Source organism: Arcanobacterium pluranimalium (assembly GCF_016907845.1).
Taxonomy (GTDB): Bacteria; Actinomycetota; Actinomycetes; order Actinomycetales; family Actinomycetaceae; genus Arcanobacterium_A; species Arcanobacterium_A pluranimalium.
On record NZ_JAFBCS010000001.1, the window covers coordinates 438,309 to 456,257 of the forward strand.

A 17,949-nucleotide genomic window follows, 5' to 3' on the forward strand; every position below is an offset into this window, starting at 1 on the left:
CATCCTGATTTTTTGGCTCTAGTCCAACAAAATCAGGGTGTATGTTACGTGCGCCACATTTGTTTGGTGATGTTTATTCTTGTACGTAATTCTTCTTACCCACAAGATGCCACAGCACTTCCACGCAGATAGCGCCAATGAATCCGATGCCCAAGCCTGTGAGCATCATAGTTTCATTAGAAGAGTCAAGAACGAACAAGCGCTGTGTAAATTCGCAGGTGAAAATGATCGAATAGGCAACGAGTGGCAAGGTGAGAAGGAGAATCTTCCACCAGTTCCACGGGCGAGCAATGAGCGCCACCACCCACGTTGCTGGCACGATAAGGGCAGCTAAGGCAGCTGTGGATTCCTGCACGTGTCGGGCAGGAACATGCCCGCCGGAGACCACCATATACGCCGTGAAAGCACACAGACCCACAATCACGCCCGCCGGAGCAGCGAAACTTAATACACGCCGTACAAAGCCATCACGCGCTCGCTGGTTATTCGGCGGCAGTGCCAAGAAGAATGCCGGAATACCAATTGTGAACCAGCCAGTGATCGATACGTGGATCGGCTGGAATGGGAACGGAATATTCGACAGCAGCACCAGGGTGGCAATCAACACGGAGTAGATCGTCTTAGTTAAGAAAAGGTTGGCAACTCGCTCGATATTTCCGATCACGCGCCTACCCTCGCCGACCACATAAGGCAAGGTAGCAAACTTATTGTCGAGCAGTACGATTTTTGCCACCGAGCGAGCCGCGGAGGAACCTGTGCCCATGGCGACGCCAATATCGGCGTCTTTCAAGGCCAAGACGTCGTTAACGCCGTCGCCCGTCATCGCTACAGTGTGTCCACGCTCCTGGAGTGCGTGCACCATTTCTTTCTTTTGTGCGGGAGTTACGCGTCCAAATACCTGCGCGTCTTCAATCGTTTGCCCAAACGACGCCGGATCGGTCAGAGTGCGCGCATCAACTGTTTCGCCTACGTCAACTCCAAGTCGGCGCGTTACCGCTGCTACCGATTTGGCATTATCGCCAGAGATGATTTTGAGATTGACTTCCTGCTCAGCAAAATATGCCAAAGTGTCAGGTACGTCGTCGCGCAATTTCTGGTCGAAGAGCACCAAAGCTAGTGGGGTGACGTCTCGAGCGATGTCAACATCCGCAAAAGGCTTGTTTACCTTGCCAAATAGCAATACACGCAAACCTTGATTTCCGTATTCTTCGGCCTGATTTCCCGCTTGTGCGTCCGGATCGAGCACGTCCGGTGCGCCGAAAACGAAACCGTGCACGGCGTCGTCGTGCTGGAAAGAAATACCGGCCCATTTATCGGTCGAGCTAAACGGCTTGCGCTCGCGAACTTCCCAGCTGTTAGCGGGTTTTTCGAAAGCGTCACACAGAGCTTGTGTGGTCGCATTAGGGTCTGGATCAGCCCAGACTAGCTGCGCTAATGCCTCGCGATAAGTCTCGGTGTCGCTACCGTTCAGAGCCACAAGCTGCGAAAATTCGAGTGTGTTTTCGGTAAGAGTTCCAGTTTTATCGGCGCATACCACGTCAACACGAGCAAGCCCTTCAATGGCCGGCAGTTCTTGCACCAAGCATTTGCGTTTACCCAGTCGAATCACGCCCAAAGCAAAGGCGGTGGACGTGATAAGGATCAGTCCCTCAGGCACCATCGGCACGAGCGCTCCGGTAATCGCAAGAATCACTTCGCGCCAATCAGCTGAGCCATCTTGGCGCACTTGCGCAATAATCGTCAAGATTCCAACCGGCACGAGGATCATCGTGATGTATTTCAGGATCGAGTCAATGCCTGCTTGCAGCTGAGATTTGTGAAGTGTGAACTTCGACGCCTGCGCGGCAATCTGCGCAGCATACGACTGCGCTCCAACCTTCGATACTCGGAACTTTCCAGTTCCTACCACCACAAACGAGCCTGAGACGATAGGATCGCCCGGCTCTTTGACCACCGGGTCAGATTCGCCGGTGAGCATCGATTCATCCACGGCGAGGTAGTCTGCCGCCAAAACTTCGCCGTCAACCACGATTTGGTTGCCGGCTTTGATTACGACGACGTCGTCAAGCACCAGCTCTTCTTGCGTCACTTGGCGTTCTTCGCCGTCGCGCACAACGGTTGGGTGCTCTTCGCCGATTAAGCTCAGTGACTCTAGCGTGGACTTAGCGCGCAGTTCTTGCACTATTCCAATGAGCGAGTTCACGACGATGAGCATGCCAAATGCGCTGTTAATCCAAGATCCGGTGACAATGACCATGACGAAAAGCACGCTTAGGATCGCGTTGATGCGCGTGCAGACGTTGTCGCGGACGATGTCTTTAACAGTTTTTCCGCTGCGGGGAGGGAGCTTATTTACCTGCCCGTTCGCAAAGCGGGATTTAACTTCTTTAGTACTTAGGCCATTTTGTGCATAATGTGGGTCATGCACTGCTTGAACAGGGCTAGTCATGATGTATCTGTTCCCTTTCTAGCTGCGCTAGCATTGTATATTCAAAGAATATCAGTCCAGATACATCATAAAACTAGAAGTTGATAATCATTAAGAATTTGTACTTGTTTCTAGTTCAAACTCACAAATTCCAGGACGCGTTAGCGGTGCGAGCTGCAGTTGCTTGCGTCCACCTGAAATGACGTGCGCAAGTTTCTCAAGTTGACCGCGGTGCATCTCGCACATGATTGGATCAATGCTGCCGTCAATATCGACGAACGGGCATGCTCGCATCTGAATAGTTGAGGATGAATGCTGCTTCACGACGGCGTCATGCCCAGCTGCAGAGACGAGGAGGCGAATGATGCTGAGCAGCTTTTCTTCGTTGAAAGTCTTGAGCTCGTCGAAGTCGATACCCACATCTTCTAAGAAATTTTCGGTGTGTGGGCGCAGTTCATCTGCCCAATTGATGCCCATCTCATAAGCTTTTTTCTCAGGGTCATCGGCGTAATTCTTGAGCATCTCACACATTCCACGGATGAATTTCGTGAGATAAGCGTCGGTGATGACTTCGTTTTCGGGTGCGGTCGAATAGTAAGCCCAGGCTGGACGTCCGCGTCCACTTGTTTCGATCTTGCTGCGTTCAACTAGACCAGCAGCGGTGAGGGCGTCGATGCTCTCACGTACAGAGTTTTGATGCAGGCCTTGGAGTTCGGCTATTTCTGCAATTGATAATGGTTCAAGAAACGTTGAAAGATACTTCAACATGGCTTGGTGTGCGGGTGATAGATTCGCAATGGCGTTGTAAAGGACGCCCGATCCCTTTGGTGGAGACACTCTCATCATTTATGCCATTTCTGTATAAACCGACAAACCTTACAAATTGAACATACCAAACTATTTACCAAGAATTCATATTCAGTTATAAGCCCAGAATTTATTACGATATTTACAATGCACACTTACGATCGAACACTATGTGTCTCTGCATAAGTATGCAAGCGCACAGAGAGTGGTTTAATGTCCAGATTTGCCGTTTTTATGCCGATCTATTTTCTGGAATTTCTTGTATATTGCCAAAAATAACCTCATTTACTTATATACGAAACAATTTCCTTTTCTAATAAAAGAGCCACCTAATAATTGATAATGAGTTATAATTATGTTGGGTATACACAATATGCTGCAAATCTTCCTTATATACTTTTTCATCAAAACGTGATCAAAGCCGTAAATATCGATTATGTTTCAATTAATTTCCTCGCTAGGCTAAAGAGCGCTTGACTTGAGCGCTACTATGGAATCAAATGCATGGTCGCGGAACTCTTACGTCCAGACACTCACGGTTTTCACCCGTCACCGAAAGGAAGCTTGTGTGCGGATTTGCGTCGTCGCCCGTTTATGAATTGCGTGATTCATGGGAGAGAACTGCACATGATCTGCGAGTTTCTCTCACGGATCGCTGTAATCTGCGCTGCTCATACTGCATGCCGCCCGAGGGTTTAGCGTGGCTGCCCACCGAAGAAACGCTTACCGACGACGAAGTAAAACGACTCCTGAAAATCGCCGTTGAGCTGCTTGGAATCACCAAAATACGCTTTACTGGTGGCGAACCATTATTGCGCAAAGGTTTGACCAGCATCATTGCGTTCGCGCACAGGCTAGAAACATACCGCGGCACCTCGCCAGATTTAGCACTAACGACGAATGCGCTCAGCTTGGATAAATACGCACACTCCCTAGCTGCTGCGGGACTAAATCGCGTCAATATTTCGCTCGATTCTGTGGAGCCGCAAACCTATGCGCATATTGCTCATAGGGATCGCCTTGCCGACGTTTTTCGCGGTATTGATGCAGCTCTTGAAGCTGGTCTAACTCCGGTCAAACTCAATGCAGTGGCATTGCGTGGAGCGAATGAAGATGGTCTTAACGACCTCCTTCTCTTTGCCCTGCGCCGAGGACTGCAACTGCGCATTATTGAACAAATGCCGCTCGGTCCACGTGAGACATGGTCACGCAGCAATATGGTGCCAGAAGAAGAAATTCTCGAGATATTTTCGCGCAATTTCACGCTAAGCCCTGCAGATTATGATACTCATTCACCTGCCAGACTTTGGAATGTCGCAGCGGGAGCGGATCACCCCTCAGGCCAGGTGGGAATTATTGCGTCTGTGACGCACCCTTTCTGTGGCACGTGTGATCGTACCCGGCTCACCGCTGATGGTCAGATGCGCACGTGTCTCTTTGGGAACGTGGAAACGGATCTGCGCACGCCGCTGCGCACAGGCGCCACCGACGACGAAATCGCCCGGCTTTGGCGCGACGCAATGGCGCTCAAAAAACCTGGTCACGGTATTGACGATCCCTCATTTGTGCAACCAGATCGCTATATGTCTGAAATCGGTGGATAGTCAAGGACAGCCAAAGGTGGCCAGCGGTCAAGAAAGACCAAGGAACGCCAGGGTGGCAAAGGAGATAGCCGAACCAAAAATCAGGCCGAACCAACCCACTCATCGGTGCCGTCGGTGAAGACTTGGCGCTTCCACACGGGCAACTTTTCTTTGATGGTGTCTACAATATCGACGATTGCTGCGAAAGATTCCTGCCGATGAGCACTTGAAACCGCCGCAACCATTGCCAAATCGCCAATATCGAGCACGCCTACGCGATGATAGAGCGCTATATGCACTTGCGGATGACGCTCCACGATCTCGTGCGCCACCTGCGCAATCACCTGCTCGGCTGTTGGATGGCAACTGTACTCAATGCCGGTGACGCCACGACCGTCGTCGTGATTACGAACTTTGCCTTCAAAGACGACGCACGCCCCCGCCGCGTCGCTATCTACCAGAGCCGCAATAGCGGCGGTGTCGAGAGCAACTTCTGAAATTCCAGTGCCGCGAACCTGCGAAGTGGCGCTTACCATGATCTCCTACCGTGTTGAGAGTTCTTCAAAATCTTCAAGACACACTAGCATGGATCAAGGAGGAACTATGAACGATATTAAACTCACGCACCTCGATTCAGCAGGTCAAGTCTGGATGGTTGATGTGACTGAGAAGCAACCCACGGTACGCACAGCACGCGCACAAGCCAAAGTGCGGTGCTCTGAAACTGTGCTTGAAGCACTGCGCAACGGGACTGTGCCGAAAGGTGACGTGCTCGCCGTCGCCCGTATTGCTGGTATTTCAGCTGCTAAAAAGGTGCCCGAACTCCTACCTCTCGCGCACACTATTGGAGTGCACGGCGCTGAGGTTGATGTGACCTTGCATAACGATTACGTACTCATCACTACCTGCGTGCGTACAGCTGATCGAACTGGTGTAGAAATGGAAGCACTCACAGCTGCCACCGTTGCTGCGCTCGCGGTCATTGATATGGTCAAAGGCGTGGATCGCTCTGCGGTGATCAGTGAATGCGTGATCACCCATAAATCAGGTGGGCGTTCAGGCGATTGGGTTCGCCCTGGTTACGAAGATTAGATTCGCCGCGCCCCACAAAGTCGCAGTATCCCACAGATTCTAGGAAGTATATCGCCTATGCTCAGTCCTGAAGAATATCTCCAGCTCGTGATCGAGAATCTCCAGCCACATAGGCTGAGCTGCGAGGTAGTCGATTTCGATCAGGCTCTTGACCGCACTTTGGCTCAAGACGTTACGGCTCAGCTCAACGTGCCGCCATTTAATAATTCGGCGATGGACGGCTTTGCAGTGCGCACAGCTGATTTTTCCGGCGAGCCGCCGTATGTATTGCCGGTTGTGTGCGATATTGCCGCAGGTACGCACGATATTAGCAGCGATTGTAGCGGTTCTGTGGCTGCCCGGATTATGACCGGTGCGCCTGTGCCTAGCTGGGCGGACGCCGTCGTAAAAATTGAAGATACGGACGCGCCGCGCGGAGCCTCGAAAGCGCCAGTGCAAGTGACGATCAGTGTTAAGCCTACTGCCGGGCAAAATATTCGCTGTGCTGGCGAAGATGTGCGCATTGGCGACGTCGTTATGCAGGCCGGTACCACGCCGAGTGCGTTGGCGATTTCTACTCTCGTGTCGATCGGGCAGACGCAGGTGCAGGTGGCGCGCCGGCCGCGAGTTGCCGTTATTTCCACTGGTTCTGAGCTTGTTGATCCGGGGGTGACTCCAGAATTTGGGCAGATTCCGGATTCTAACGCGTCTCTGATCGCACATTTGGCGCAAGCCGCCGGCGCGCAGGTCGTGGGCGTATATCGTTCGGGAGATACTGCTGATACCTTTGCAAAGACGCTCGATGTAGCTGCTCAAGACGCCGATCTGATAGTTACGTCTGGCGGCGTTTCGATGGGAGCATTTGATCCGGTCAAGGAATTTGGTTTAGCGCACGGATTTAGTTTCGAAAAAGTCGCCATGCAGCCTGGTAAGCCACAAGGTCACGGGACGTATCGGCGCGATTCGGGGCACGACGTCGGAGTGCTGTGTTTGCCCGGAAACCCGGTGTCAGTGGCAGTTTCGTTCACGCTCTTTGTGGCGCCGGTGATCGCTGTGCTGTTGGGTAAAGACATGGCCGCACAGCCTGGGTGTATCTCGGCTCTGGCAGGTGCCTCGTGGAAATCCCCAGCAGGAAGACGCCAATATCTGCCAGGTAAACTGACGTTTTCTCGTGGCGAGCTAGAGATAACGCCGATCCACGCGCTCGGATCGGGATCGCATTTGGTGGCGTCCTTGGCGCAAGCGGATGCGCTCGCGGTCGTGGAGGCGGATATTAGCCATGTGGCGCAAGGGGACAGGGTGAACCTACAGCTCATGGGTGTGAAGCGCTGGTAGCGGCATCGGCAATTGCCTTCGTGCAGGCGCGATAATCGGATCCGTCAACGGACTTGAAAGTTACAACGATCAGGCGAGGGATTGTTTCCGTGACCAGGCTCGATGTCTGCAGTGATCCGGCTCAGTGATCGTCACCGTGCATCTGAGAAACGGTGTGCTCAAGCATTGGTAGAAGCACGTTAAGGGCGTCTTTAACGCCATTTGGTGAGCCAGGAGCATTCACTACTAATACGCGATGCAGGCCTGTGACCAGCACTCCTGCTCGTCCACGGGAAAGAGCTGCGCCGTATACGCCACGTTTCCAGCCTTCGTAGCGGATAGCTTCGGCAATTCCAGGAATATCGAAGCGTAGGAGGGTGTCCATGGCGCGCGCTGTGAAGTCTTGCGGCGCAATGCCTGTTCCGCCAGTTGTAAATACTAGGTCGACCTCGTGGATTGCGGCCGTTTGTACTTCTTCGGCAATGGAGCGCACATCGTCGCGAGTCACTCCGGTGTAGAGAACGTCCACACCGGCGTCTTTCAGGAGTTTTACTGCAAGTGGGCCAGAAACGTCTTCACGCAAGCCAGCAGCAGAACGGTCAGAAATTGTGATTACTGCGGCGGTAATATTCTTGGCGCTCATTACTTCCTCTTTACTATTTCAATATGATTTGCTGATAATATCCTAACTCACATCTTGCTTTGTGGCGAAAAAATCTAATTGGCATTTCACGATTATGCTCATAAGCTGGAAGATAGCTGGAGGATAGCCGGAGTTTGCAAGGCGAAGCTACATGCGAATTCCGCTCACCGCGCTGAAAGATTAGCCTCACTGAAAGATATGCACGTCATGACTCAACACTCCCGCCCACATTCGAAGCGAACGCGCACATTTGTGATCGGATTCTCCCTGGTAGCGAGCGTGGTATTTGGAGCTTGCTCAACGCAGCACACCAACGGCAAAGCTGAGGAAGCCAATGGGGACGGCGCGGAAATCACGGTCTTTGCTGCCGCATCGCTCAGCGCGGCTTTTCCAGAAATTGCTGAGAAAGTGCTTGCCAACGAGTCTGCGCATACGAAAGTGACCTTTTCTTTTGAGGGTTCTTCTTCGCTAGCCGAACAGATCAAAAATGGCGCTCCGGTAGACGTATTTGCCTCGGCCGATGAAGGAAATATGAAGAAAGTATCCGATTTCGTGAATTCTCCCGAGAAATTTGCGAGCAATACGTTGAGCCTGATCGTGCCTGCCAGCAATCCGGCGCGAGTGGATTCGGTAGCCGATCTTCACAACACGAAACTCGTGGTATGTGCGGAGCAAGTGCCGTGTGGAAAAGCCACTAAGCAGCTCGAAAAACGGCTCGGCATCACGTTAGAACCAGTTTCGCAAGAACAGAACGTGACGAGCGTGCGCACGAAAGTTGAATCCGCAGAGGCCGACGCCGGGTTCGTCTATCGTACGGACGCCCAGCTTGCGGGTGATAAAGTCAAGATTGTGGACGTGCCTCAAGCTGCAGAAGTTTCGACCACCTACGTGATTGCCAGCTTGAAGAACGGCTCGGATTCTGCGGCTGCGCAAGCTTTCATCAATGCGGTAAAATCCCCAGCAGGTCAAGAAATTCTTCGCAAACACGGCTTTGATCTGGCACGTTAGTTACGAGGTAAAATGCGCTTTATCCCCCGATGGCTACTGGCGCCGGCGCTCGTCGCCGTCGTCTTCCTCAGCCTGCCACTCTTCGCAATAGCCGTGCGAATTCCGTGGAGCAATTTCTTCACTGTGCTCAATAGCGCTGCTGCTCACGACGCAATTATCCTCTCGCTTGCCACCTGTGGTGCCTCCACATTAGCGAGTGTTTGTTTCGGGTTTCCGCTCGCGCTCATTTTTGGAAGAATCGGCGAACGTGGAAAATTTCCGTGGTGGCTAGCTGCTTTGCGTGCCCTCGTGACCGTTCCTTTAGTGATGCCGCCGGTAGTGGCAGGAATTGCCCTCCTTATGGCTTTTGGTCGTAACGGATTGCTTGGCGGTTCGCTCTCCGCTTTTGGTGTTTCGATTCCCTACACCACTTGTGCAGTAGTTTTGGCTCAGACGTTTGTTTCGATGCCCTTTTTGATCGTCACAGTAGAGACGGCCGTTAAAACTTTGGGATCGACGTATGAGCGCAGTGCGCATCACCTTGGGGCGAGCCGGTGGCGGCAATTTTCGCGCATCACTCTTCCGTTGCTCTTGCCATCTTTGCTGGCAGGCGCGGCCTTATCGGCGGCGAGAAGCCTCGGAGAATTTGGCGCAACGATCACATTCGCTGGTTCGATGCAAGGAATCACCCGCACATTGCCGCTGGAAGTTTACCTTCAGCGCGAAGTGAATACCGATACTGCGCTTGCATTATCGATGGTTCTCATCAGTATTGCTCTGCTGCTCACTCTGGCAACGAATGCTCTTGAATCCTATAGTTCGCGCCGTTTCCGCAAGTCTGCAGGTGGAGTTGCGCGAGTTTTGGACGACGACGCCGCTGCGCCCACCGCGCGTACTGAGCCAACTGAACCTGCTGCGTCAACCGAGTATGCTGCGCCGCCGCAACGACAAGCCTCTGGCGACGCACCATCTGCGCACCAAAGAAATGCCGAACACCAGGTAGTGCCCGCACAGCCCTGGAAAATTCGCGTCGACGTACCCGGCTGGAATATTGATATTGAGCTCGCATCGAATACGCGGAAAGTGTTAGCGCTGATCGGCTCCAACGGTGCAGGAAAATCGACCACGGCTCGCTTTTTAGCGAATGATTTACCAGCTGAAAAGCTTGGTAGCAAGGCCTATTCGCAAGTTCCATCAAAAATTGCTTTTCTTCAACAAAAGCCGGCACTTTTCCCGCATATGTCGGTTTTGAGCAATGTGGCTTTTGGGCCGCGCTGCCAAGGAGTGCCGCGAGAGCAGGCAGAAGCTCTAGCACGTGCCGAGTTGGTCGCAGTGGGAATGGAGAATTTCGCTGATTTTGCGCCGCATGAACTCTCTGGTGGTCAAGCACAGCGGGTTGCGCTCGCTCGTGCCTTGGCAGTTCGACCTGATTTTCTCGTGCTTGACGAGCCGTTTGCCGGAATCGATTTTCAAGCGCAATCAATTTTGAGAAAAGTTATCCACCAGCGCACGCGCCAAGGCCTTGGCGCGGTTTTGATCACCCATGAATTGCTCGACGTCGTTTCGCTTGCTGATGATATTGCAGTGCTTGAGGATGGTAGGCTCCGTGCCTGCGGAAACATCGATGCCATCATCAATAATCCGCCCAATGATTTTGTTGCTTCTTTTTTGGGTGTAAATATGCTGGTAGGAGAGTATTCCGACGACGCCGTGCATGTGACGTCCCAGCTTGCGGTGCACGCTTCGCGCCATGATGAGACGGTGACCCAAGGTTGCTTAGCAGCGGCGATTTTTGATCCCGCCGCAGTGGCACTTCATGCGCACGAAACAGGAGGTTCACCACGCAACTCGTGGAACGGCGTCGTCTCGCAAATTCAAATGCAACACACGACGGCGCTTGTGTCGGTGCTCCTCAACGGCACGCACACCATAAAATCGTTGGTTACAGCGTCGGCCATTGTGGAACTAGATCTGCACGAAGGCAAACGCGTGACTGCGGAGGTCAAGGCCACGCAGGTGCGCATTACTGGGCGGGACTGATCGGGATTTCGACGTCGGTGGCATGGAGGAGGTCGATAAATTTGATTCGGCCCACGAGTGGCGTGCCAATGCCAGTGATGATTTTGATCGCTTCGACAGCCTCGATCACACCTGTTTGACCTGGTAGTGCGCCAAGTAGACCGATTTCTACTCCGCTGGGGATGGCATTGGCTGGCGCTTCGTGGGGAAATACGTCGCGCAAGGTGATGCCGTTGCTGCCTGGCATTCCGTGTTCGACGGCGCGCTTTCCACTCCAAAACACCGAAACTTGAGCCTGCCACCGCTGTACGGACGCCCAGACCATTGGTTTTTGGGCGCGTGCGGCGGCATCTGAAATAACGAACCGCACTTTTTGATTGTCGGTTCCCTCAACGACGATGTCGTAATCAGCCAAGATTTCGTCCACGTTGGATTCATCAAGACGCAGCTGGTAGGTGTTGATTGTGAGGTCTGGATCGAGTTCGAGCAGGCGCCGCTTGGCACTTTCCACTTTCGGCTCGCCGATCGCTGCGTTGGAATGGATAACTTGACGCTGCAGATTGGACAGCGAGACGACGTCGTCGTCCACAATACCGATCGTCCCGATACCTGCTGCGGCCAGGTAGAGTAGGGCGGGCGAACCCAAACCGCCAGCTCCGACCATCAGTACCCGCGCATTACTCAGACGACGCTGCCCCTCGTCGCCCAGTTCAGTGAGTACGAGATGGCGAGCGAACCGCTCTTTTTGGGCAGGTGTTAGTTCTGGACCAATGTCAACCAGAGGTTTCACGATCAGCCTCCGGCGAAAGGTGGTAGGACGTCGATAGAGACGTCACCGGCGGGAATAGGCGTATTGTGATCGGCGTGGCGCCCATTGAGAAGAAAAGAACTAAAACTGAGGATTCGTGCGAGATCGCCGCCGTTGGGTGACGAAGCGTGCTTGGTGGTGATTTCGTCAATCAGGGTAGCGATTGTGGAGTTTTCAGCCAAAGTGTACGAATCTTCAGTTAAACCAGCCGCGGCGGCGGCAGAAGCAAAATACCTAATATTAATGTTCATAAGTTCCTCACAGGAAGAATAATCGGTAGTTAAGAATACCGGCTAGCTGCTGTGATTGGAAATTATTTTAAGAGCCTTGTGGAGTATCGCTCGAGCGCAGCACATTGGGCATATGGGAGGCAAAAGCTTCTTGAACTTCGTCGACCAAATCGCGCATGGCTTCGACAGCAGCCTCGGCGTCGCCTTTATAGATGGCGTGCGCAATTTGCTCATGATTGCGAAGCGCGCGTGGTTCAGGCACCGGGGGCATGAGATTGAGCTGAGTGCGCCAGGTGAGCACCGATTCGATAACCGTGGAGAGCGCGGCAAACATTTCATTTCCGCAGGCTTGGAGGATCAAGCGGTGAAAACGAATATCCCATTCCATGAATTCAGGACCTGAGCTCTGCGCTCCGAGTTCCACCACTTTCATGCCGGCTTTGAGGATTTCGGTGCGTTCATCACGCGAAGCGTACTTTGCGGCGAGTGCAACTGCGCGAGTTTCGATTGCCATACGTAAATCGGTGAGGGATTCCATCTGGCGTTCGCGCCCTTCGCCGGAGAGTCGCCATCGAATTACGTCGGGGTGGAAAACGTTCCAGTACTGCATCGGCTGGACGATAAGGCCGCGACGTCGCTGAGCAACGGTGAGTCCGCACTCTTCTAGGGATCGCTGTACATCTCGTGCCACGGTGCGTGAGCACTCAAATTCGGCTTCTAAGTCAGCTAAAGTCATAACCGATCCGGCTGGGAGAATCCCATTGGCGATACGGGGGCCAACAATTTCCAGTATGCCTCTGTGCCGTGAGCGAGATGTATCCATAATGCATAAACACTAGCACATCATCGCTACGCTCTGACTAGTACTTTTGACGATAAATGTGGGGATTTTGAATAGAAGACGGAATTAAATATTCTAATTGCTTGCCAAAGGTAATACCTTTCAGGTAGATTCGTCCTATCTAATCACAAAGCTGTGGTTAGTTAGGTACCTTTGCTTAGCGAGGTTATTGTGTGGGTATTTAACGCAATTACTACGTTTGGCAAGCTTTCCTGAACGGACAGGAAGATTCACAGGCGCCTAAAAATCGACTCACTTATGGAGATACGTATGAACCCGATTCTTCTTGCGGCTGAGCCTTGGAAACAAACGATGAGCGCAGGACCGCTGCTACTAATCGCCGTCGCAGCAATTGCACTGATCTTGCTCTCTGTGATTGTTCTACGCCTTCACGCATTCCTCACGCTTATCGTGGTAAGCCTGCTCACTGCGGTTGCGGCAGGCATCCCAGCCTCGCAACTTCTTAAAACACTCACCGATGGTTTTTCGTCCACCTTGGGATCTGTGGCGCTTCTCGTTGGTATAGGCGCGATGCTCGGAAAATTAGTTGAAGCATCAGGTGGCGCGAAAGTGCTGGCCGATTCGATGGTTCGTATTTTTGGTGAAGACCGTGCCCCGCTCGCACTTGGGGTAGCTTCGCTCATCTTGGGCTTCCCGATTTTCTTCGACGCCGGATTCATCGTGATGTTGCCGGTGATTTTCGCCGTGGCGCACCGTCTCGGAGGAAATATCCTGCTGTACGCAATTCCATCTGCAGCAGCATTCTCCGTGATGCACGTATTCCTTCCGCCTCACCCAGGCCCGGTTGGTGCTGGAACGATCGTCCAGGCCAATATGGGACTCGTTATGGTTCTTGGAATTGTGATTGCGATTCCTTCGTTCTACGTTTCCGGTGTGCTATGGGGTCGTTACTGCGCCAAACACACCAATTTTAAGTTCCCGAACTTGTTTGGAACTATCGATGAAGCTGATCTTCCAAAGAAACTTCCATCAGTGGGAACTGTGATCTTCACGCTCGTGCTTCCTGCACTACTTATTTCACTCAACACAGGAGTTAATGCTTTGGTGCAGTCAGGAGTGATCGACGGTGTTGTGACCAAAGCGGAAACAAATACCAAGGCTCCTACCTCGGCTTTTGTTGAAGTTCTTCTGCAAATCGGGCAAACTCCTATCGCCTTGCTGATCTCCACTTTTGTAGCGATCATTCTGCTTGGCCGTTATGTTGGTGCCGACCGCGCGGGTCTGGAAAAGGTTATGGACTCGGCACTCGGTCCGGTATGTTCGGTTATTCTCGTGACCGGCGCAGGTGGAATGTTTGGTGGCGTGCTGCGCACGTCTGGCATCGGTAGTGCATTATCGGATACGATGAACAACCTCGGAATTCCACTTCTGCTGGCTACCTACCTCGTTTCAGTGGCGTTGCGCCTGGCACAAGGTTCAGCGACGGTTGCTCTGATCACCTCGATTTCGCTCATGGCACCAGCTGTTTCCGCTGCGGGACTATCCGATCTTGGAGTGGCATGTATCGTGCTCGCTGCTTCGGCAGGTTCTGTCTTTGCGTCGCACGTCAACGACTCGGGTTTCTGGCTCGTGGGTCGTTTGCTTGGAATGGACGTAAAGACGACGCTGCGCACGTGGACGGTTCAGCAGACGCTCGAATCTATTGTTGGATTCGCGCTTGTGTGCGTACTGTACATATTCGCCTGACGCATATGCCTCAACGTTATGAACACTATCTAATGATTGAAGAATGAACATGAATACAACTCGCGAACCAATCCACGTGGTAATTATGGGTGTTAGTGGATGCGGCAAAACTACCGTTGCTGGCATTCTCGGTGATCGCCTGGGCTGGGCTGTTGCCGAAGCGGACGATTTTCATCCACAGGCTAATATCAAAAAGATGGCATCAGGTATTCCCCTTACTGATGAAGATCGCTGGCCGTGGCTCGAATCTCTGCGCACGTGGATGCAAGAGAAGGAATTACGTGGTGAAAGCACTATCGTAACCTGCTCTGCGTTGAAGAAAACCTATCGTGATGTGCTTCGACGCGGTGGTTCGCGAGTTGTGTTCATGCATCTCGACGGCGATCGCGAACTGTTGGCACGGCGTCTTGCGGCGCGTACCGATCACTTTATGCCCGTTGGTCTGCTCGCTTCTCAGTTCGCCACCTTAGAGCCGCTTGAGGCAGATGAAGTGGGGAAAGTGTGTGATATTTCCGCAACTCCACAGGCCATTGCCTCCGAGGTTGAGGAGTTTTTGTGGAAAGTTCCATCGGTACTGACCGCGGCTACAGAAAAACTTGCGCAGCCGTCGTCTGTGGCAGCTGATGTGGCATCTTCGGCGCGTGCGGACATCGGCGTCTATGGATTAGGCGTGATGGGCGCGGCGCTGGCTCGTAACCTCGCACGCAGGGGATATGTGGTTGCGGTGACCAATATCGACCCTGCGGTCACAAAGCAGTTTCTGGCCGATTATGGAGATGAAGGCGAGTTTATCGAAACTGCTGCGGTGGAAGAATTTGCCGCAGCGCTGAAGACTCCGCGTGTGGCTATGCTGATGGTTACTGCTGGTCAGGCGGTCGATTCGGTGTCAGAAAATCTGGCAAGGCAGTTCAATTCCGGCGATATTATCGTCGATATGGGCAATTCTCACTTTGGCGACACGTGCCGGAGAGAAGAACATTTCGCTCATAGTGGTATCAACTTCGTCGGTTGTGGTACGTCGGGCGGGCAGCAGGGTGCATTGCATGGCCCGGCTCTCATGGTGGGTGGATCGGTGCAGGCTTATGAGCGGCTCGGTGGCATGTTTGAAAGTATTGCTGCAAAAGCCCAAGACGGTGCCCCTTGCTGTGCGCATATTGGAGAAAATGGGGCAGGACATTTCGTCAAGACCCTTCATAACGGTATTGAATACGCCGATATGCAGCTTATTTCTGAAGCATATGCGCTGATGCGTTCGGGAATGCAGCTTTCGCCTGCGCAGATCGCTGAGGTTTTTACGCGGTGGAATGAGGGCGAGCTGAGTTCCTATTTGACGGAAATTACTGCTGATATTCTTAAACGCGAAGATTCTCCTGGTGTGCCGCTTATCGACGTGATTGATGATGCTGCTGGTCAAAAGGGTACCGGGCTGTGGACTGCGCAGATTGCGCTGGAGTTGGGCGTTCCGGCAAGTATTCTCATTGAGGCCGTGCAGGCGCGTGTTCTCTCGGGCGCTCCGTACCGTGGGCGCGGAGTTTTCGGTCAGGGGACAGATGCCGATGTGATGCCTGCTTGGCATGAGAGCTGTGGTGAGGGCGTCGTCGCTGACCTCGACGAAATGACGGAACACGTGCGTAGGGCGCTCTACCTTGGAAAGCTTGCCTCCTATTCGCAAGGATTCTCGATCATTGACGCTGGTTCGCTGGAGTACAGCTGGGAAATTGACAAGGCTCAGGTGGCGCTCAATTGGCGTGCTGGCTGCATTATTCGAGCTGAACTTCTTGAAACTATTAGCGATGCGTTTTCGCGAGAGCCTGAACTCGATCTGGTGTTGGCCTCGCCGCTATTTAGTGAGGTGCTTGATGAATATCTTGCTTCTTTGCGGATCGTTGTGGGATTGGCGGCATCGGCTGGTGTTCCGACGCCTGCGCTGTATGCGACGCTAAGTTACATCGACTCCTTGCGAAGTGATAGGCTGCCGACGGCTCTTATCCAAGCTCAGCGGGACTGTTTTGGATCACATGGCTTCAAGCGGGTAGATAAAGACGGGGTTTTCCACGCCGATTGGTGATTGTTGTGCACTGATCAGTGCTGAATTTTGGGGCGGTTTCGCGCACATCTCCACATATGGTGAGATGTGCGCGAAACCGCCCCAATTCTTAGTTTGCAAAACACGCTAGTGCGTGCATTGCGGGATAACTGTTAATGCATAGTTAAATTTGTGAAAGCAAGGTCGCCTTTTTCGCATTAAACTCTTCGTCGGTGAGTATGCCCAGGTCCTTTAGTTCAGCTAACTTTCGTAGTTTCTCGAGTGTGTCGTCGCCGCTATTTGTGGGTGGAACCTGCGGAGAAACAATTTGAGGTGCTGGCTGTTGACGAGCTTTCTGCACCAAGGACAGTAACATTTCCCGAACTTCCTCGGCTTCTGAACGGGAGATCCGGAACGTTACGTCACCACCCGAGGTCGACACTTTGACTGCCCTATACACCAATCCGTCTTTATGGCTAGATATGGCGGTTATGTCGCGCATCCATACAATTTCATATCCGTCATCGCCACCGCGAATTCCGGTGACGAGAAGGCTAACTCCAGTGGTTAAGCCTGCCGCAAGTTTTACCATTGATATTCCGCGATTACGACGCCATTCAATACGGTCTTCAAATACGCGGACTTTGGCGTTTTTCGCACCTTCAATATGAGATTCGAATACACGCAAGGGGATATCTGTTTCGGTATCTTCAAATGCTACTTCTTTACGTTCTTCATTGATGCTAGTCATGGCATGCTTAGCAGTTGCTTTAGCGTCATTCCAAGATTGTTCAGCACCACGCTTCATTCCCTGTGCTGTTTGTTGCATTTCCTGTTTTACTTTATCCATAAAACCCATAATTGCCGTCATACCTCTTCGTCGATCTGCAATTTTACGTGATAATTTTAGCACTTAACATAGAATAAAACATTCGTTGTGAATTGGATATGTGGTTTGTTGATAGGGTCTACCGATGAGATTGCTTAAAGAGTTAATTCCCGAAGCGTGTTGGGTCGTGTGGATCGTCGTCATTGCCGATAATATCAACCGACAATCATGGCATGATCCGATTGTTCTGGCGGAGATAACCCTGCTCAGCGTCATAGGGCTGTGGGCATTGAGAAAGCGGTGGAAAGAATCGATACGCTCCACTCTCTACGCTGCTTTGTATCTTCTGTCTACTAGCGTGCTGGTGATAATTCAAAACTCGTCGTGGACGCGCATCGCAGTTCTGATTATTTTTGTTTCCTATTTATGGGGACGGACTTATCGGCATCAGCAGCAAAAAACTATGTGATGCTGCAACCAAATGTGCTGAGCAAAAACGCGAGTAAGCTCACCCGTACCCTGTGCGCATGCCTTGCGAAGTGATAGGCTGCCGACGGCTCTTATCCAAGCTCAGCGGGACTGTTTTGGATCACATGGCTTCAAGCGGGTAGATAAAGACGGGGTTTTCCACGCCGATTGGTGATTGTTGTGCACTG

Annotated in this window: 17 protein-coding genes; 9 read left to right on the plus strand and 8 right to left on the minus strand. The window is 52.3% G+C overall.

The window, feature by feature from the left end:
• Nucleotides 1-73: 73 nt before the first annotated feature.
• Nucleotides 74-2,449 (minus strand): HAD-IC family P-type ATPase, encoded by a 2,376-nt coding sequence (locus JOD55_RS01835; protein WP_204398127.1) that lies wholly within the window; start codon nucleotides 2,447-2,449, stop codon nucleotides 74-76.
• Between the two features lie 90 nt (nucleotides 2,450-2,539).
• A complete protein-coding gene (locus tag JOD55_RS01840; RefSeq protein WP_204398128.1) occupies nucleotides 2,540-3,274 on the minus strand; it encodes a helix-turn-helix transcriptional regulator in 735 nt (244 codons plus the stop codon).
• A 527-nt stretch (nucleotides 3,275-3,801) separates the two neighbouring features.
• Here JOD55_RS01840 and moaA point away from each other — a divergent pair.
• Complete coding sequence (gene moaA, locus JOD55_RS01845) at nucleotides 3,802-4,839, plus strand: GTP 3',8-cyclase MoaA (protein WP_338022174.1); 1,038 nt, start codon at nucleotides 3,802-3,804, stop codon at nucleotides 4,837-4,839.
• Between the two features lie 80 nt (nucleotides 4,840-4,919).
• Here the strand turns inward: moaA and JOD55_RS01850 are convergent, their stop codons facing one another.
• Nucleotides 4,920-5,354 (minus strand): molybdenum cofactor biosynthesis protein MoaE, encoded by a 435-nt coding sequence (locus JOD55_RS01850; protein WP_204398130.1) that lies wholly within the window; start codon nucleotides 5,352-5,354, stop codon nucleotides 4,920-4,922.
• Nucleotides 5,355-5,421: 67 nt separating this feature from the next.
• Between JOD55_RS01850 and moaC the strand changes: the two genes are divergently transcribed.
• Both moaC and JOD55_RS01860 read left to right on the plus strand, forming a co-directional pair.
• Nucleotides 5,422-5,910, plus strand: a complete 489-nt coding sequence (gene moaC / locus JOD55_RS01855; protein ID WP_239538935.1) for a cyclic pyranopterin monophosphate synthase MoaC — start codon at nucleotides 5,422-5,424, stop codon at nucleotides 5,908-5,910.
• Between the two features lie 57 nt (nucleotides 5,911-5,967).
• Nucleotides 5,968-7,224: a molybdopterin molybdotransferase MoeA gene (locus JOD55_RS01860; RefSeq protein WP_239538936.1), complete on the plus strand. Its 1,257-nt coding sequence runs from the start codon at nucleotides 5,968-5,970 to the stop codon at nucleotides 7,222-7,224.
• 121 nt (nucleotides 7,225-7,345) lie between these two features.
• Here the strand turns inward: JOD55_RS01860 and JOD55_RS01865 are convergent, their stop codons facing one another.
• Nucleotides 7,346-7,846, minus strand: coding sequence for a MogA/MoaB family molybdenum cofactor biosynthesis protein (locus JOD55_RS01865; protein ID WP_204398132.1), 501 nt, complete (start codon nucleotides 7,844-7,846; stop codon nucleotides 7,346-7,348).
• Between the two features lie 207 nt (nucleotides 7,847-8,053).
• Here JOD55_RS01865 and modA point away from each other — a divergent pair, with 207 nt between their 5' ends.
• Nucleotides 8,054-8,854, plus strand: a complete 801-nt coding sequence (modA, locus tag JOD55_RS01870; protein ID WP_204398134.1) for a molybdate ABC transporter substrate-binding protein — start codon at nucleotides 8,054-8,056, stop codon at nucleotides 8,852-8,854.
• Between the two features lie 12 nt (nucleotides 8,855-8,866).
• Nucleotides 8,867-10,873 carry an ABC transporter permease gene (locus JOD55_RS01875; RefSeq protein ID WP_204398141.1) on the plus strand — a complete coding sequence of 669 codons (2,007 nt, stop codon included), beginning with the start codon at nucleotides 8,867-8,869 and terminating at the stop codon, nucleotides 10,871-10,873.
• On the opposite strand, the gene JOD55_RS01880 is transcribed toward JOD55_RS01875, so the two are convergent.
• The 3 genes from JOD55_RS01880 to JOD55_RS01890 all read right to left on the minus strand — a co-directional run bounded on the left by JOD55_RS01880 (nucleotide 10,857) and on the right by JOD55_RS01890 (nucleotide 12,626).
• Complete coding sequence (locus tag JOD55_RS01880) at nucleotides 10,857-11,642, minus strand: ThiF family adenylyltransferase (protein ID WP_204398144.1); 786 nt, start codon at nucleotides 11,640-11,642, stop codon at nucleotides 10,857-10,859. The genes JOD55_RS01875 and JOD55_RS01880 overlap by 17 nt on opposite strands.
• A 2-nt stretch (nucleotides 11,643-11,644) precedes the next feature.
• Entirely contained in the window at nucleotides 11,645-11,911 is a 267-nt protein-coding gene (locus JOD55_RS01885) for a MoaD/ThiS family protein (protein ID WP_204398146.1), read from the minus strand.
• Nucleotides 11,912-11,978: 67 nt separating this feature from the next.
• On the minus strand, nucleotides 11,979-12,626 hold the full coding sequence (locus JOD55_RS01890) for an FCD domain-containing protein (RefSeq protein ID WP_204399675.1): 648 nt from the start codon (nucleotides 12,624-12,626) through the stop codon (nucleotides 11,979-11,981).
• A gap of 375 nt (nucleotides 12,627-13,001) precedes the next feature.
• Between JOD55_RS01890 and JOD55_RS01895 the strand changes: the two genes are divergently transcribed.
• Nucleotides 13,002-14,438, plus strand: a complete 1,437-nt coding sequence (locus JOD55_RS01895) for a GntP family permease (protein WP_204398148.1) — start codon at nucleotides 13,002-13,004, stop codon at nucleotides 14,436-14,438.
• Between the two features lie 43 nt (nucleotides 14,439-14,481).
• Nucleotides 14,482-16,506, plus strand: a complete 2,025-nt coding sequence (gene gndA / locus JOD55_RS01900) for an NADP-dependent phosphogluconate dehydrogenase (protein ID WP_420827019.1) — start codon at nucleotides 14,482-14,484, stop codon at nucleotides 16,504-16,506.
• Between the two features lie 142 nt (nucleotides 16,507-16,648).
• On the opposite strand, the gene JOD55_RS01905 is transcribed toward gndA, so the two are convergent.
• Nucleotides 16,649-17,335, minus strand: a complete 687-nt coding sequence (locus tag JOD55_RS01905) for an SHOCT domain-containing protein (protein ID WP_204398150.1) — start codon at nucleotides 17,333-17,335, stop codon at nucleotides 16,649-16,651.
• 103 nt (nucleotides 17,336-17,438) lie between these two features.
• On the opposite strand from JOD55_RS01905, the gene JOD55_RS01910 reads away from it, so the two are divergent.
• Both JOD55_RS01910 and JOD55_RS09295 read left to right on the plus strand, forming a co-directional pair.
• Complete coding sequence (locus JOD55_RS01910) at nucleotides 17,439-17,762, plus strand: hypothetical protein (protein WP_204398152.1); 324 nt, start codon at nucleotides 17,439-17,441, stop codon at nucleotides 17,760-17,762.
• 63 nt (nucleotides 17,763-17,825) lie between these two features.
• Nucleotides 17,826-17,936 carry a hypothetical protein gene (locus JOD55_RS09295; RefSeq protein ID WP_204398154.1) on the plus strand — a complete coding sequence of 37 codons (111 nt, stop codon included), beginning with the start codon at nucleotides 17,826-17,828 and terminating at the stop codon, nucleotides 17,934-17,936.
• The last annotated feature ends 13 nt before the right edge of the window (nucleotides 17,937-17,949 follow it).

Coding starts and splice junctions, on each gene's coding strand:
- JOD55_RS01890 (WP_204399675.1), bottom strand. CDS start 12,626: ATGACTTTAGCTGACTTAGAAGCCGAATTTGAGTGCTCACGCACCGTG.
- JOD55_RS01875 (WP_204398141.1), top strand. CDS start 8,867: ATGCGCTTTATCCCCCGATGGCTACTGGCGCCGGCGCTCGTCGCCGTC.
- gndA (WP_420827019.1), top strand. CDS start 14,482: ATGAACATGAATACAACTCGCGAACCAATCCACGTGGTAATTATGGGT.
- JOD55_RS01865 (WP_204398132.1), bottom strand. CDS start 7,846: ATGAGCGCCAAGAATATTACCGCCGCAGTAATCACAATTTCTGACCGT.
- JOD55_RS01885 (WP_204398146.1), bottom strand. CDS start 11,911: ATGAACATTAATATTAGGTATTTTGCTTCTGCCGCCGCCGCGGCTGGT.
- modA (WP_204398134.1), top strand. CDS start 8,054: ATGACTCAACACTCCCGCCCACATTCGAAGCGAACGCGCACATTTGTG.
- JOD55_RS01850 (WP_204398130.1), bottom strand. CDS start 5,354: ATGGTAAGCGCCACTTCGCAGGTTCGCGGCACTGGAATTTCAGAAGTT.
- JOD55_RS01860 (WP_239538936.1), top strand. CDS start 5,968: ATGCTCAGTCCTGAAGAATATCTCCAGCTCGTGATCGAGAATCTCCAG.
- moaC (WP_239538935.1), top strand. CDS start 5,422: ATGAACGATATTAAACTCACGCACCTCGATTCAGCAGGTCAAGTCTGG.
- JOD55_RS01835 (WP_204398127.1), bottom strand. CDS start 2,449: ATGACTAGCCCTGTTCAAGCAGTGCATGACCCACATTATGCACAAAAT.
- JOD55_RS01840 (WP_204398128.1), bottom strand. CDS start 3,274: ATGATGAGAGTGTCTCCACCAAAGGGATCGGGCGTCCTTTACAACGCC.
- JOD55_RS01895 (WP_204398148.1), top strand. CDS start 13,002: ATGAACCCGATTCTTCTTGCGGCTGAGCCTTGGAAACAAACGATGAGC.
- JOD55_RS01910 (WP_204398152.1), top strand. CDS start 17,439: ATGAGATTGCTTAAAGAGTTAATTCCCGAAGCGTGTTGGGTCGTGTGG.
- JOD55_RS01905 (WP_204398150.1), bottom strand. CDS start 17,335: ATGACGGCAATTATGGGTTTTATGGATAAAGTAAAACAGGAAATGCAA.